The 13,674-nt window shown below is 61.2% G+C and carries 15 protein-coding genes and 1 pseudogene; 13 read left to right on the forward strand and 3 right to left on the reverse strand.

Features of this window, described 5'->3' with window-relative positions:
• Positions 1–3 precede the first annotated feature (3 nt).
• The 9 genes from tssJ to NKH98_RS23475 are packed head-to-tail and all read left to right on the forward strand — an operon-like array spanning position 4 to position 11,214.
• Complete coding sequence (gene tssJ, locus NKH98_RS23435; protein ID WP_352479417.1) at positions 4–459, forward strand: type VI secretion system lipoprotein TssJ; 456 nt, start codon at positions 4–6, stop codon at positions 457–459.
• A gap of 39 nt (positions 460–498) precedes the next feature.
• A complete protein-coding gene (gene tssK / locus NKH98_RS23440) occupies positions 499–1,833 on the forward strand; it encodes a type VI secretion system baseplate subunit TssK (protein ID WP_352648178.1) in 1,335 nt (444 codons plus the stop codon).
• A 4-nt stretch (positions 1,834–1,837) separates the two neighbouring features.
• The gene (gene icmH, locus NKH98_RS23445) at positions 1,838–3,160 is read left to right on the forward strand and encodes a type IVB secretion system protein IcmH/DotU (protein WP_352902079.1); all 1,323 of its coding nucleotides are present in this window, start codon (positions 1,838–1,840) and stop codon (positions 3,158–3,160) included.
• Between the two features lies 1 nt (position 3,161).
• On the forward strand, positions 3,162–6,698 hold the full coding sequence (tssM, locus tag NKH98_RS23450; RefSeq protein WP_352902081.1) for a type VI secretion system membrane subunit TssM: 3,537 nt from the start codon (positions 3,162–3,164) through the stop codon (positions 6,696–6,698).
• Positions 6,680–7,222, forward strand: a complete 543-nt coding sequence (gene tagF, locus NKH98_RS23455; protein WP_352902084.1) for a type VI secretion system-associated protein TagF — start codon at positions 6,680–6,682, stop codon at positions 7,220–7,222. The genes tssM and tagF overlap by 19 nt, the downstream gene beginning before the upstream one ends.
• Positions 7,222–8,325, forward strand: a complete 1,104-nt coding sequence (locus NKH98_RS23460) for a DUF2169 family type VI secretion system accessory protein (protein WP_352902087.1) — start codon at positions 7,222–7,224, stop codon at positions 8,323–8,325. The genes tagF and NKH98_RS23460 overlap by 1 nt, the downstream gene beginning before the upstream one ends.
• Positions 8,322–9,344 (forward strand): 3-oxoacyl-ACP synthase, encoded by a 1,023-nt coding sequence (locus NKH98_RS23465; RefSeq protein ID WP_352902090.1) that lies wholly within the window; start codon positions 8,322–8,324, stop codon positions 9,342–9,344. The genes NKH98_RS23460 and NKH98_RS23465 overlap by 4 nt, the downstream gene beginning before the upstream one ends.
• Entirely contained in the window at positions 9,344–10,291 is a 948-nt protein-coding gene (locus NKH98_RS23470) for a DUF4150 domain-containing protein (RefSeq protein ID WP_352902019.1), read from the forward strand. The genes NKH98_RS23465 and NKH98_RS23470 overlap by 1 nt, the downstream gene beginning before the upstream one ends.
• Entirely contained in the window at positions 10,291–11,214 is a 924-nt protein-coding gene (locus NKH98_RS23475; protein WP_352902093.1) for a hypothetical protein, read from the forward strand. Before NKH98_RS23470 ends, NKH98_RS23475 begins: the two co-directional genes overlap by 1 nt.
• A 12-nt stretch (positions 11,215–11,226) precedes the next feature.
• Here NKH98_RS23475 and NKH98_RS23480 read toward each other — a convergent pair.
• Both NKH98_RS23480 and NKH98_RS23485 read right to left on the reverse strand, forming a co-directional pair.
• A pseudogene (locus NKH98_RS23480) lies at positions 11,227–11,700 on the reverse strand (IS630 family transposase); the annotation flags it as partial.
• Positions 11,701–11,726: 26 nt separating this feature from the next.
• Positions 11,727–11,987, reverse strand: a complete 261-nt coding sequence (locus NKH98_RS23485) for a hypothetical protein (RefSeq protein ID WP_352902096.1) — start codon at positions 11,985–11,987, stop codon at positions 11,727–11,729.
• Between the two features lie 399 nt (positions 11,988–12,386).
• Between NKH98_RS23485 and NKH98_RS23490 the strand changes: the two genes are divergently transcribed.
• From NKH98_RS23490 to NKH98_RS23505, 4 genes are read left to right on the forward strand one after another with little or no spacing between them, the layout of a single operon-like run.
• A complete protein-coding gene (locus NKH98_RS23490) occupies positions 12,387–12,566 on the forward strand; it encodes a hypothetical protein (protein ID WP_352902098.1) in 180 nt (59 codons plus the stop codon).
• Positions 12,567–12,575: 9 nt separating this feature from the next.
• Positions 12,576–12,785 (forward strand): hypothetical protein, encoded by a 210-nt coding sequence (locus NKH98_RS23495; protein WP_352850552.1) that lies wholly within the window; start codon positions 12,576–12,578, stop codon positions 12,783–12,785.
• A 19-nt stretch (positions 12,786–12,804) separates the two neighbouring features.
• The gene (locus NKH98_RS23500) at positions 12,805–13,152 is read left to right on the forward strand and encodes a PilN family protein (RefSeq protein ID WP_352902102.1); all 348 of its coding nucleotides are present in this window, start codon (positions 12,805–12,807) and stop codon (positions 13,150–13,152) included.
• 2 nt (positions 13,153–13,154) lie between these two features.
• Positions 13,155–13,418, forward strand: a complete 264-nt coding sequence (locus tag NKH98_RS23505; RefSeq protein ID WP_352902149.1) for a hypothetical protein — start codon at positions 13,155–13,157, stop codon at positions 13,416–13,418.
• 19 nt (positions 13,419–13,437) lie between these two features.
• Here the strand turns inward: NKH98_RS23505 and NKH98_RS23510 are convergent, their stop codons facing one another.
• The gene (locus NKH98_RS23510) at positions 13,438–13,542 is read right to left on the reverse strand and encodes a DUF982 domain-containing protein (protein WP_352902105.1); all 105 of its coding nucleotides are present in this window, start codon (positions 13,540–13,542) and stop codon (positions 13,438–13,440) included.
• Positions 13,543–13,674: the final 132 nt, after the last annotated feature.

A 13,674-nucleotide genomic window follows, 5' to 3' on the forward strand; every position in this document is an offset into this window, starting at 1 on the left:
CACATGATCGATCGACGCGAATTTATCGTTGCCTTGGGTGCGACCGGGCTGCTTACGGCCTGTCAAAGCGCCGGGCCGCCAAAACCGTCGGTCATCACGGTCAAGCTGTCGGGGGCGGCCGGCATGAACCCTGGACCAGGCGGCGGCGACCGGCCAGTGACGGTGCTGGCCATGCGGCTGCGCAGCACCGGTAAGTTCAATTCCGCCGACTACTTTGCCTTGCAGGGGGATGCCGGCTCGGCACTGGCAGGTGATCTCATCGGATCCGACCAGATTGCCGTCGCGCCTGGAAAAACCGCGACCAAGACCATTACGGTTGAACCGGATGCGACGGCCTTGGGCTTCGTTGCACTCATCCGTGAGCCTGGCGGGCGAAACTGGCGGACGACCAAATCGGTTTCGCCCGGATCAAACTTTGCGATCAACGTCACACTCGGCAGCGGCGGCATTTCCGCCTGACGGCCAAGGCAAGGGGAGCTCGATGCAGAGAGTAGCCGGATGAGCGATGCAAACAGGGTGCTGTGGTCCGAAGGCCTTTTTCTGCGGACCCAGCATTTCCAGCAGCAGGACCGTTTCTTCGAGGCGACTGTGCGCGGCGCGTTGCAGGCCGGCCAGCTTCACACGTTCGGCTTTCAGCAACTGACCCTGGATAAGGCATTGCTCGATGCCGGCCAGATCTCGATCCTGTCTGCACGAGGCATTTTCCCCGACGGAACCCCCTTCTCCATTCCGGATCTGATGGACGGGCCGCGTCCGCTGCCGGTCACCCCGGATACAGGCGCCGGCCCAGTGCTGGTCGCCCTGCCGCTCGAGCCGGCCGGCGGCGTTGGCTTCGATCCCGCGCATGCGCCACCCAGCGGTGCGCGCTATCATGGACGGATCGTTTCGGTGCGCGATGCCGTCCAGGGCGGTTCAGACCCCGAAGAAATCGAAATCGCCCGACCGCAATCGCTGTTGCTTGCACCCGGCAAATCGGTCGGCGGCTATACCGCCCTGCCGATAGCCGACATCAAGGGGGTTCGCGCCGATGGCGGCGTTTCGCTGGACGAGACATTCCTGCCACCGGCCCTGGTTACTGGTGCAGTGGCCTGGTACCGGCAATTGCTTCTGGAAGTCGTCACAGGCCTTGACCAGATCGCCGAGGCGCATGGCAAGATGGTCATGGGCGGGCCAGGGCGCAGCGTCGAAGACTTGTTGATGCTCAACCTCGCCAACGCGGCGCGTCCGCGGCTGGCCCATATGCTGGCGCAGGATGTTTTCCATCCGGCCGAACTCTACCTGGAACTGGCCGGGCTAGCCGGTTCGATGGCGACCTACGGCTCGAGCGCGCGGCGACTGGGCGAGCTGCCGGCTTACGATCACATGGCGCCCGGCCCGCCGTTTTCGGCGCTGGCGGATGCATTGCGCTCACTGATCCTAAGCCTGCGCTACATCGAGCCGAAATCGCGCGCGCTGCCTGTCATGCGCCATTCGACCAATGTTTGGAAAATCCGCATCGACAATCCGAAACTGCTGGTGGCCAGCCGGATCGTCATCCGGGTCGGTTCGGAACTGTCGGAGGACGCGCTACGCAAGATATTCGTCAACCAGGCGACTGTGGGCTCGGCTGATGAGTTCGAGGGCCTGTGGAAGTCCCGCCTGCCCGGCATCCCGCTGAAACCGCTTCATTCGCAACCCCGCGAAATTCCTTACGACGGCGATCGGCTGTGCCTTGAGCTCGACCAGAAAAGCGAGCACTGGGCATCGCTGCTCGGTGCCCCAGGCTTCGTCATTGGCGTTTCGGGTGTACTGCCGAGTGAACCGCAGGTGGACTGCTATTCGGTGAACAGGTGAAACCATGAGCCGGGATGATCCTTTCGGACTGTCGGAGGATCGCGAACGCACTCGCATCAGGCTGACCGGCACGCCGATGCCGCGGCCGATGGCGGCATCCTTGCCGGGCGGGCCGGTAAAACGCTCGCGCACGCACCCGAACGGCCTTGTCAACGCCTTCGCGCCCCTGCTCGAGTTTGCGCCTGAGCTTGAAAGCGCGCTGCCACCGGAGAATCCGGAAGTGTTACGCACTCGGCTGCTCGAAGAACTGGTTCGGGCACGCGACACTGCCATGGCGGCGGGGTCGTCGATGGAACGGGCCGATCAGGCAGCCTGGGTGGTGGCCGCCTTGCTCGACGATCTGGCTCTGAACACGCCCTGGGGCGGGGCCAGCGCGTGGCCGCGTCAGCCGCTTGTGGTCATGTTGCGCGGCGATGTCGACGCCGGCACGCAGTTCTTTACAAGGCTCGACGAACTGGAGCGCCATCCAAACCGAGATCGCGAATTGCTGGAACTCCAGTATGACTGCCTGGCACTCGGTTTTCGCGGCAAGTATCGCGTGCCCGGCCGGTCGGGCGATCGCTCGCTCAATGCCGTTCGCGTGGCTGCGGCCCGTTTCCTGCGCGATGCCGATGCCGAGAATGCGCCGCTGTCGCCAAACTGGAAAGGCGTCATCGCATCCGACGAGCCGCAGCGCTTCATCGTTCCGATCTGGGTGATGGCCCTGGCCGCGGCGGTCATCGCTACCGCGACCTATGTGGGGCTCTCGATGGGGCTAAGCAGCCAGGCGGTTGAGCTTTCAGCACTGGTCCGCGCCCTGCCGCCGCCGACCCGTGGCGACATCAGCCGCATATCGCCAACAGTCGATGCCCCCCCGCCGGAGACTGTGGATTTCGCGCTGCTGCCCGAATTTGAAGCCGGGGCACCGGGCAATCTCAGATCGGCTCTCAGCGGCACGGAGAGCGTTTCGCTGGCCAAGCTGGTCATCCAGGCCTCCAGCCCCGAACTGTTCCAGTCGTCGCGGCCAACACTGACCGAGGGATTCGAGCCGCTGATCGGCTCGATCGCCAAGGTGATCCTCGCCAATCGTGATCTGATCGGCAACATCACTGTGGTCGGACATACGGACGGCGTTCCTCTGCAAAGAACCAATCCGCTGTCGACCAACCAAAGGCTGTCAGAGGCTCGCGCCCAGACCATTGCCGACATGCTGGTACAAAACGGAGTGCCGCAGGAACGCGTCCATTCCGAGGGCAGGGCAGCCACGGATCCAGTGGCCGACGACGGCACGCGCGAGGGCCGGGCCCTGAACCGGCGCGTTGAGGTGCTGGTCGAAAAGAGGCTGTGAGATGTTCATCCTGCGCTTCCTCTGGGCGGTCCTGACATCGCGCTGGCTGTGGACACTGATTGGCATCACGCTGCTTTCGTTGGTGATCTGGGTATTCGGGCCGATCGTCAGGGTCGGACCCTACGACCCTTTCGCCTCGGACAATGTGCGCATCGTCATCATCGCGCTGCTGGTCATCTTCTGGCTGATCTGGCTGATCGTTGCCCAGCGTCGGGCGATCCGTGCCAACCGGATGTTCGTCGCCGAAATCGCCGCGCCGGCGGTGGAGAAGCCACTCAGCCCCGGCGAAGAGAATGTCGCTGCCGTCGGTGCCAAGTTCGCCGAGGTCATGGCCGAGTTGAAGCGCCGCAAACTGGGCGGTCGCAAGTTCCTGCGCGAGATGCCGTGGTACGTTATCGTCGGGCCGCCGGCCACCGGCAAGACCACAGCCTTGCGGCAGTCGGGGTTGAACTTTCCGATCGACCTGACCGACGACCTGCAAGGGGTCGGCGGCACGCGCAATTGCGACTGGTTCTTTTCGGAGAGCGCGGTTCTGATCGACACTGCAGGCCGCTATGTCCAACAGGAGAGCCAACCCGACGTCGACGCGGTGGAGTGGCTGGGCTTCCTCGACCTTTTGAAGAAGCACCGGGGCCGTCGCGCGCTCAACGGTGTGATCGTCGCGCTTTCGATCGATGTGCTTTCGGAGGGCGACGACGCCATCAAGGCGCATGGCCGCAAGATCCGGCGTCGGCTGGCCGAGCTCAACGATCGCCTCGAGATCCGCCTTCCGGTCTATCTGATGCTGACCAAAGCCGACCTGATCAAGGGATTTGAGGCTTTCTTCGGCGGTTTGTCGACGGCGGCGCGCGAGCAGGTCTGGGGGACCACGTTCGCACTCGACGCGCATGTGGATGCAAGGACCATCGAGCGGGAAATCGCGACGTTAGCAACCGAGCTCGAGCGGCGGCTGGTGCCCCGGCTGGAGGATGAGGACAAGCTTGCCGCCCGCGCCGAAATCTTCAGGTTTCCCGCCCAACTCGCCAGCCTTTCCGAGCCGATCCAGGTACTGGTCGAGGCGATGTTCGGGGAAAGCCGGTATGAGGAGGCCCCCTGGCTGCGTGGCCTTTATCTGACATCGGCGACCCAGGAAGGGGCGCCGATCGACCGGCTGACCGCAGCGCTGTCTGCCTCCTTCGGCCTTCCGCCGCGCCGGGCGTTGCCCGCGCCGCGTGTCGAAAAACGCAGCTTCTTCCTGAAGAACCTGCTTACAGAAGTCATCTTCAAGGAAGCCGGCCTCGGCACGTTCGATCCGCTGGCGCAACGCCGCCGCGCCTGGATCTGGCGTGGCGCGGCTGCAGCATGTGCCGCAGCCGCCCTGCTGGTCAGCGGGCTGTTCACCTGGTCCTATTACGACAACCGCAAGGCGATCACGGCCCAGGCAAGCCAGTTCGAGGCGCTGCAAACGCCACTGACCTCGGCCGCGGCAAACCCGGCATCGGTAGAACAGCCTGCCATCGATGTCGCCCTCGGTGCCATGGATGAGGTCGCAAATGCCCGCACCCCACCGCCTGGCGCAGTACAGGATCTGCTCGGACCATCGGCCTCGGCGGAGCTGGTGCGAGCACAGACCGACACATACGATCACGCTTTGCGCAATATTCTTGAGCCGCACATGGTGGCGCTGCTCGAGGCGACCATGTGGCGGCAGATCCGCGATCCGGACTTCATGCTTGGCGCGCTGAAGACCTATCGCATGATGACCGGCCTCTCCCAGATGAATCCGGATTTCGCCCAGAACTGGTGGGTAAACAGTCTGCCCGAATTCGCGGCCGCGGCCCCCTTTCCGACAGCTGATGCGGAAGAGCACCAGCTTGCCGCGATCCGTCGCATGGCGGTCGACGCCAGCTATATCGCCCCGGACCAGGCCCTGGTTGCCGAGGCACTGAAAACCGTCTGTACGATTTCGTTGCCGGCGCGTGCCTATAAGCAGTTGCTGGCCGACCCGGCGGTGACTGCGCTCAAGGAATGGATCCCTGCAAACTTCGCCGGCCCAAACGGCGCCAAGGTGTTTGCGCGGCGTTCCGACAAGACGCTTCGGATCGGCATTTCGGGAGCGTTCACCTATGCCGGCTTCCATGACGCCATTCTCGACCGGGTCGAGGATGTCGCCGTACAGGCAGCACTCGACCGGGCGGTGTTTGCTGGCGGCTGCTCGGAAAATTCCGAAACCTCGGTCTCGGCGCTGTCCGAGGATATTCTGAAGCTCTATTACGATGACTACATCGCGCAATGGGACAGCTTCCTGCGCGACATGAGGCTTGCGCCACTAACCGACCTAAACGTCGCCAGTGAAAACCTCAAGGATCTTTCAAGCGCCGACTCCGCGCTGAAGCGCCTGGTCACCGCGGTTGTCCAGGAGACTGAGCTTACGCGTTCCGATGAAGCGCCGGCAAACGACAAGGCTGCGGCGGCAGGCGGCTCAAAACTTCTGGGCAAGCTCGGCAAGCTTGGCAAGATTGTAAAAACCGGAGCAAAGCTTTTGCCGCGTGCGGGCTCCGCCGACGAAGTGGATCTTACCGGCAGTCTGGTGGCCGAGCATTTCAAGCCGCTCAAGGGTGCCATCGCCGAGGTCGAGGGCCAGCCGCCGGCGCTCGACGCCGCCATTGTCGCGTTGACCGCATTGTCCAACGTGCTGCAGACGGTAACGGCCAATCCCGATCCCCAGGACGCCATCAAGAAGCAGGGCGGCCTGGCAGAACTGACTGGAGCGGTTGCCAGGCAGGCGCAGATCCTGCCCGACCCGATCGACGATTGGTTGGGCGGCATTGCCGGCGATACCAGCGGGCTGACGCAGAAGGCGGTCACCTCGGAGCTCAACGCGATCTGGCGAGCCGACATCCTGCCCTTCTGCCAGGCAGCACTTAACAATCGCTATCCTTTCAGCCCTGACAGCGCCGTGGACGTCAATGTCCGCGACTTCGCCCGTCTGTTCGGACCGGCCGGGCTGATCGATACCTTCATCAACGACCATCTGATCAGCTATGTCGACACGTCGGCGCAGCCATGGAAATGGCGCGCCGATTTCGGCCTCGATCCGTCGGCACTGGCCGCGTTCGAACAGGCAAGGAGGATCCGCGATGACCTCTTTCCGGGCGGTACAGGCCCGCTGATGAGTTTCACGCTCGAACCGAAGGACCTGTCGCCCAATGTCGCGCGCGTGACACTCAACCTCGATGGCCAGAACCTCGTCTACTATAACAACGCAACGAGGCCGCAGCCCATGACGTGGCCCGGCAAGGATGGCACAGGCGTGATCTCGCTTGCCTTCCAACCGATCGATGGCTCGCCCGAAATCTTGCTCAACGAGACCGGCAGCTGGGCGTGGCTGAGAATGTTGCGGAGCGGTCGCTTCACAGGCACCGCGCTGTCGGATGTCTACAGCCTGCGCCTGGGGACGAACGGCATGTACGCCGATTTCCAACTCAAGGCTGCCAGCGTCGAAAATCCCTATAACCTGCAAATGTTCAAGAAATTCTCATGTCCGCCGCAGATCTGATTTTGCCGGGCTTCCACGGCAAAATACCTGCCACCGGCGATTTCGTAACGCGGCGGCTAACGGGGAATTTTGTTCGCCCTTGGGACCGCTGGCTGGCGCAGCATTTCGCCCCGCTCATTGGCTCGCAATCCTGGCCTCGCAGCACGGCGCTACGGTTCCTGACCGGTTCGCATTTTGTTGGCGCATCGGCGGGCATCATCTTGCAGAGCGCCGACAGAGTTGGCAGGCGGTTTCCCCTAAGCGTCGTCGCGCAGCTTTCCGAGGCTCCCATTCAGCTTGCCCATGCCGATGCATGGTTTGCCGAAATCGAAAAGCTGGCCATTGCCGCCCAGGGCGGCGAGCTGACGCCGGATGAATTGGATGGCGCACTGGCTGCACTGCCGGTGCCGCCGGTCGAATCCGGCGAAGAGCTCATCAGCGATGTGGTAATGTGGACGGCGCGTTCGGACATATTCGATATTGATCCGCATTCACCTCAAACGACGCTGGAACAAATCTTCGCGGCAAGCTGGGAGAACAGCTGATGCAGATCTGGAACCAGATGGGCTATCCGCACCAATTCACCATGGGCATGGACAAGGCCGGCCATGAGTGGATCGTCGTGGTGGTGAAGGGCACGTTCGACTTTCCCGCGATGCCTGGCGGGCCGGTCCAAAAATCGGCGAAACAGGTTGCGCTGGTCATGGCCGACACGCACATTGATGCGCCAGGCTATTCGGCCACCCTATGGGAAACGGATTTCGCTTTCCGCAAGACCCGCTGTGATGTGATCGCCAACGGCTTTGCATACGCTCCGGGGGGGCGCCCAGCCGAACGTGTACCGGTCGGCATCAAGGTCGGCAATTGGTCGAAATTGTTTGAAGTCGTCGGGCACCGCGAGTGGCGCGCCATAGGACCGGTGTTTACCTCTACCGCCCCGCAGCCATTCCTGAAACTGCCGATCTCATACAACGTTGCCTGGGGTGGCGTCGACAGACTGGACCCGGAGGACGAACTTCCGGCTAGCTACAAGTACAATCCGGTCGGAACCGGCTGGTCGCGGACCAAAAACCAGCGTCTCATCCCAGGCCTACGGCTACCCAATACGCAAGCTGTCGACGAAGAAATCCGCTCGCCATTCGGCGACTACAAGCCGATGAGTTTTGGTCCGATGGGGCGTGGCTGGCCCGGACGGATCGAATATGGCGGCACCTACGATCAGAACTGGATCGACAACATTTTCCCCTTCTTGCCGCCCGACTTCGACGAGCGCTATTTCCAGATGGCGCCGGCCGACCAACAGATCGATCTGCCGAAAGGCGGCGAGGAAGTGCAGTTGGTGAATCTGACGCCTGACGGGCGGGTGAGCTTTCGGCTACCCTCGACGGCACTGCCCATCACTTTATTCAAGGGCCGGCAAAAGGCTTACGAGGCCGATATTTATCCTGACACCGTTCTCCTCGAGCCGGAGAAGCGCCGCTTCTCGCTGGTCTGGCGTCTATCGCAACGCATTCAGCGGACCATCATCGATTTCTCGGAGTGCTGGGTCGGCCCGCCGACGCCGGCTATGTTGAGGGCGAGGAGCAAGGGGAAACGTTATGTTCGCATAAACCGCCTCACGCCGGTGCGAGAGAGCGAAGTCGCATGAGCGCGAGGCTCGACATCGTCTCGATCGGCATGGTGACGGCTGTCGGCCTCGACGCGCCGTCCGCCTGCGCGGCGATGCGGGCACGACTCGATGGATTCCAACAGACGCGGCTACTTGGCTCCGCCGGCGAATGGCTGACCGGTGCGCCAATCCCGCTGCCGCGCAATTGGATCGGCGACAGGCGCATGGCGCATTTGGCAGCTGGCGCCATTTGCGAAGCATTCGACAGCGTAGCCGGGGCACGCGGCCAGACGGCGCTGATCCTGTGCCTTCCCGAGGAGGACAGGCCTGGTAGGTGTGTCCGCGATGATTCCGGTTTGCTCAGGAGCATTGCCGAGATCGTCGAAATCGAGCTGCATCCAAGCTGCAGAATAATCGCGCATGGAAGACCTTCCGGCATTGTCGCGTTGGATCATGCTCGACGGCTGCTGGCGTCAGGCGATGTGCCGTTTGTCATGATTGCCGGCGTTGACAGCTATCTAACGAACCAGACGGTCACCCATTATCTTTCACGCAACCGCATCCTTACGCCTCGAAATCCCAACGGGTTCATACCCGGTGAAGCGGCGGCGGCGGTGATCTGCACCCAAAATCGGCAAACAGGAATGCGGCTGTTCGGGCTTGGGCTCTCACGCGAGAACGCGTCGATCTACAATACCGAAGATTTGCCACTTCGCGCCGACGGCATGACGGCAGCCTATCGCGCGGCGTTCGAAGAAACTGGAATCGAAATGAACCGCCTCGGATACCGTATCGCCGATCTCGTAGGGGAGCAGTATTGGTTCAAGCAGAGCGCGCTGGCCAGCCTGCGCCTGCTGCGCGGCCGGCACGAATTCCAGGACATCTGGTCGCCGGGCGAATCCCTCGGCAATATCGGAGCCGCCGTGGTGCCGCTCATGATTGGTATGGCGTTTACCGCCGCGCGCAAAGATTATGCCGCGGGAAACCCGGTTTTGATCGAGGCATCTAATGATGCCGGCGCCTGCGGCGCAGCGATCGTGGCATCGAGGCCGCTGTGATGGGCGCAGTGTTCGCCAACGGGCTGGAAATTTCCGGCAAGGCTGTGAACGCGCAGACGATCGCCGCATTCCCCGATGTCTGTTTCACACCGCCGGAAAACCCGGCAACGCCGCCTGGAGTACCCATCCCCTACCCCAGCTTCGGAATGGCCAGCGACACCGAACAAGGCACTGGCACCGTCAAAATCGGCGGCAAGACTGTCAACATCAAGAACAAGTCGGACCTATCCAGGACATCCGGAACCGAGGCCGGCTGCGCCGCCAAGAAAGGCATCATCACATCAAAGAATACCGGCAAGGGCTACTTCAATTCCTGGTCCAACGATGTGAAGTTCGATGGCGAGCCGGTCATCCGCATGACGGATCTGGCCACCAACAATCATGCATCGCCGACCGGAAACACGGTTACGTGGCCGCACACGGCGGCAATAAGCGTCAATGGGCAAGACTGCGCGACAATTCTGAACAACGTTGGGATATATATCCATCAACACAAGGATTCCGATTGTCAGCACCCGACCGAGTCCGAGCACTGCTTCGAGAATCAGATGTTCCAGCGTAGTCGCGGTGGCGAGAACTATTCCGGCTGGGGAAACTACGACGTCGACACAGCGCCCTGCATCTGCATGGAATCCTACAAGAAAACCAAGACCGGATATCGCAAATCCGGGTCCGGGTCGAAGCGCGGCTCGCCGCACAACAAGAAGACTAAAGACGTCCGTGATTTCTTGAAGAAAAAGCGCAGCCCGACCCTAGGCGATGCGATCAAGAAGGTGCAGCAAGCGGTCGGCGACCATCATGAAAAGCTGCAGAGCTGCACAAAACAGGAGAAGGAGGACGCGCTCGAATGTCTCAAGCTCGTTCTCCTCGACTACCTTGCTGACTGCGCCAGAGCACCAAAGCCGACACACGCTCAGTTGTTGGCTAAACCGATAAGGAAGAAGTGATGCGTGAACCTGAGACCATCGCCGATTTCGACCCCGAAGAAATCGATGTCCAAGCCATTGACGGATTCCATCATGGTGGCAATCGCTTCAGCGCGAGCTTCGAGTTGAGCGATCCCGATGACGAGTTCAGCCGGTCCTATCTTCTCGAAATCGAGCTGGGGCGAACCATTCGCTTCAACGCAAGGCTTCAGATCGAGGACGCATTACGCTCGCACGTCAGTTTCGGAAGTCAGGATCATATCGCGCTCGAACTCGGCGGGATCATCCACGACCTCCCGCCCGGGGCGGCGTTACGCACGGAATTGCCCGAAGGTGTGCTGACGCGCTTATGGGCGCCGTCCCGCGACCGTGTTTTCGCGATTGGAGGGCTCGGCGTGAGTTATCTGCGTGAGCGAGGCCAATGGGACCAATTGGACACTTTTGAGAAGGCTGTGCTCAACGATATCCATGGCCGAGAGGGCGGGCCAATCTATTGCGCTGGCGACCGAGGACTTCTTCTAAGGCTCAACGGGCGACACTGGGACCGTATTGATCTGGGTGTCGAGGAAAACTTCAACACCGTCCTGGCCGGCGCTGAAGGCGAGATACACATCGGTGGGGCGAACGGGGCGGCCTACGAGCTGCGCGACAGCCAATTGATTTTGCTGAAGGCCGATGAGGTCGACTACTACGACATCTGTGAATTTCGCGGGAAACGATACTGGTCGGACATGAGCTATGGCGTTTCGGTGCAGCAGGGACGTGAGCTCGTGCCAATACTGGAAACGGAACAGGGCTTTACAATGTCGGCGACCGATGAGTTTCTTGTTGTCGCGGGCTGGCACGAATTCTTTCTGTTCGACGGCACCGACTGGTCTGGGTTCGAAATGGGCTATGACGGCAACATTTTTCTGCGAGCCGTCGATATGAACAACTATCGCTAGAGCGGCAGACGTTCATGTGAGTCCATACCCTGCGGCAGTGAAGTAGCTTCTGCATTCTGTTGGAGAGAAGAGATTGCAGATATCGCCAATGGCCTGCCACAGGGCGTCGATGGTTCTGATGGCCTTTGCGCGCAGATGCGCCTTGAGCTTGGCGAAGGCCATTTCGATCGGGTTGAGATCGGGGCTGTAGGGCGGCAGGAAGAGCAGCCATGCGCCTCTGGCCCGGATGGCTGCCTCGGCGGCCGGACTCTTGTGGGCAGCGAGATTGTCGAGGATGACCACATCGCCCTTTGCCAGCGTCGGAGCGAGCTGCGTTTCGACATAGGTCTCGAAGATGCGCCGGTTCATCGGCGTGTCGACGACGAAAGGGGCGGTAAGCCCATGGCAGCGCAGCCCGGCGATGAAGGTCTGCGTCTTCCAGTGTCCGAACGGTGCCTTTGAGCGCAGCCGTTGGCCCTTCAGGCAGCGACCGCGCAGGCGCGTCAAGTGACGAACAATCCGCAATTCACCGTCTAAAGTTTGAATTGTTGTAGCGTCCAGATGTAGCCCTTGGGCGGGTGGTCCTGATCAATGAACTGCGTCTTCACCTTCGTGTCCTTTCGGCTGCACCGTTTGCACTTGAACCTGATGGCCTCCAGCGGCTTGTTCCAGCCTACCACCTTGGCCACGTCGTTGGCTCGGAAGCGCCCGACGTGGTAACAGTGGCCGCACTCCACGATGAGCAGCATGTTGGCCTTTGCAGCCCGCCCAACGCTGTCCATCGGACCTTCCATGGGTCATTTCCGAGTATAGTAATCCTGTGGGAGCGGGACGAGCCCAAGGCTCGGCAAACGGTAGTCAGGCTCCTTCTCCGCGACAGTGGCCAGCACCTCGTGCAGTTTGTCTACAAGCCCGCGAAGCTGCCAAAACAATGAACCGCTAGCATTCAGGTGCGTCTGCGCCGAAAGCACCGTCTGTCGAAGACTCAATGCGTCGCGGATGACGGCCTCTGCGTCTCTCGCAGACAGTTTGTCAAACCGGCTTTTTCGTCTGCCCATCGCCGCTTTCCTCGATCCGTGCAGTCGCCCCACCTACTGACAAATAGGAAGTCATTCCTCGCAGAGTCAATTCTCCCTTGACATTTTTGTTCCGTTTTTGTTCACTGATGGCAGGTAACGTTGGGAGTGATCGCCATGGACCCCATTGTGATGCTGGACAGCCGCCAAGAGGCCGCCCTTCAAGCAATCGCCGACAAGTTCATTGCCCAGCACAGGGGCGATCCAGTGAAGGCGTTCAAGGAGATGATCGTCCTAAACGGTCATCTTCAGGAACGCCTTGACGCGCTCACTGCGCCGCGCAGGGCTACGCGCTAGGAGACCGGCATGGGCATTTTGCATCTAGACGCCGAAGCCAAAGCTGAACTCCATTCTGAGGCGGTGAAGCTCATCGCCCGCTACGAGAGCCCCCTTGAGACCGTCAAGGCGCTCATGGTCTACAACTGCGAGCTCGAGACACAAATTCTCGCCCTCGCTCACCGGCATCCCGGCCTTGTGCACGTCAGCTTCGACGACTCGCCGCCCGCCTTGGGGTGATGCCGGGGCGAACAGACCCATGCAGAAGATCATTGCCTTTTTAGAAGCGAACTCGGCGCTGGTGCTGGCGAACCCCGCCGTATTCGCCACGTTTGCCGCTCTCTGCGGTGGGGGCGGGTTCGTGGTTGGCCGCTACTTCCTGACCGAGCGTGTAACGAACCTGGAAAGCCGAATTGCAAGACGTGACGAGGAGATTGCAGAGTTAGAGGGCAAGCAGAAAGTGCCGTGGCGGGAACTGCCGATGGTGCCCATTGTTGGTACCGCAGCAATTGCTCCGCCAGAACCAAGGCGGCTCCGCCCGCTAGTCTTGACCGATGATAACGCCGCCTCCCTGGACGGCCGGGCGGCGGTCAACGAAAGATCATGAGCATGTCAGAGAGTATTGTTTCTCAGCATAAGACACCTAAGCTGATCGTCGTTGTTGCTTTCGACCGCGACGAAACCGGGGACCTCCAACCAGTCTATGGCCCAGCGGAGCAGCAAACCGAAGACCGAGCAATAAGGACTGCCAAGGGACTGGTGGGGCACCATGCTGGTGTCATCGCGTGGTCGCGAGATGCGAATCCAGCTTTGGGCGAATACGGCGAGCCGACCACACTCTTTCTTGGCGGCGATGTGCCAGACATGGAGTGAGCTTCCTTCCCACCATGAGCTACGGCGGCAGTAGCCTTCCCTCCTCTCTGGCGGCCTCAAAGAACGCCCTGCGAACTACTTCCGGCTTCACCTGATCGATCATCGCATCCATGCAGAGTTGCACCGCGCTGTGCCACTTAGGGCCACGCTTGGTCCACTTCAGGAGCTGCTCGGTGGCCGCTCGACGTTGCTGCGTTGGTATGTAACGCCGGCATGATCGGTCTCTACGGAAACCGGCGGTGAGAACCAGTGAAGC

The organism is Mesorhizobium sp. M0833 (genome assembly GCF_040319905.1).
Lineage (GTDB): Bacteria > Pseudomonadota > Alphaproteobacteria > Rhizobiales > Rhizobiaceae > Mesorhizobium.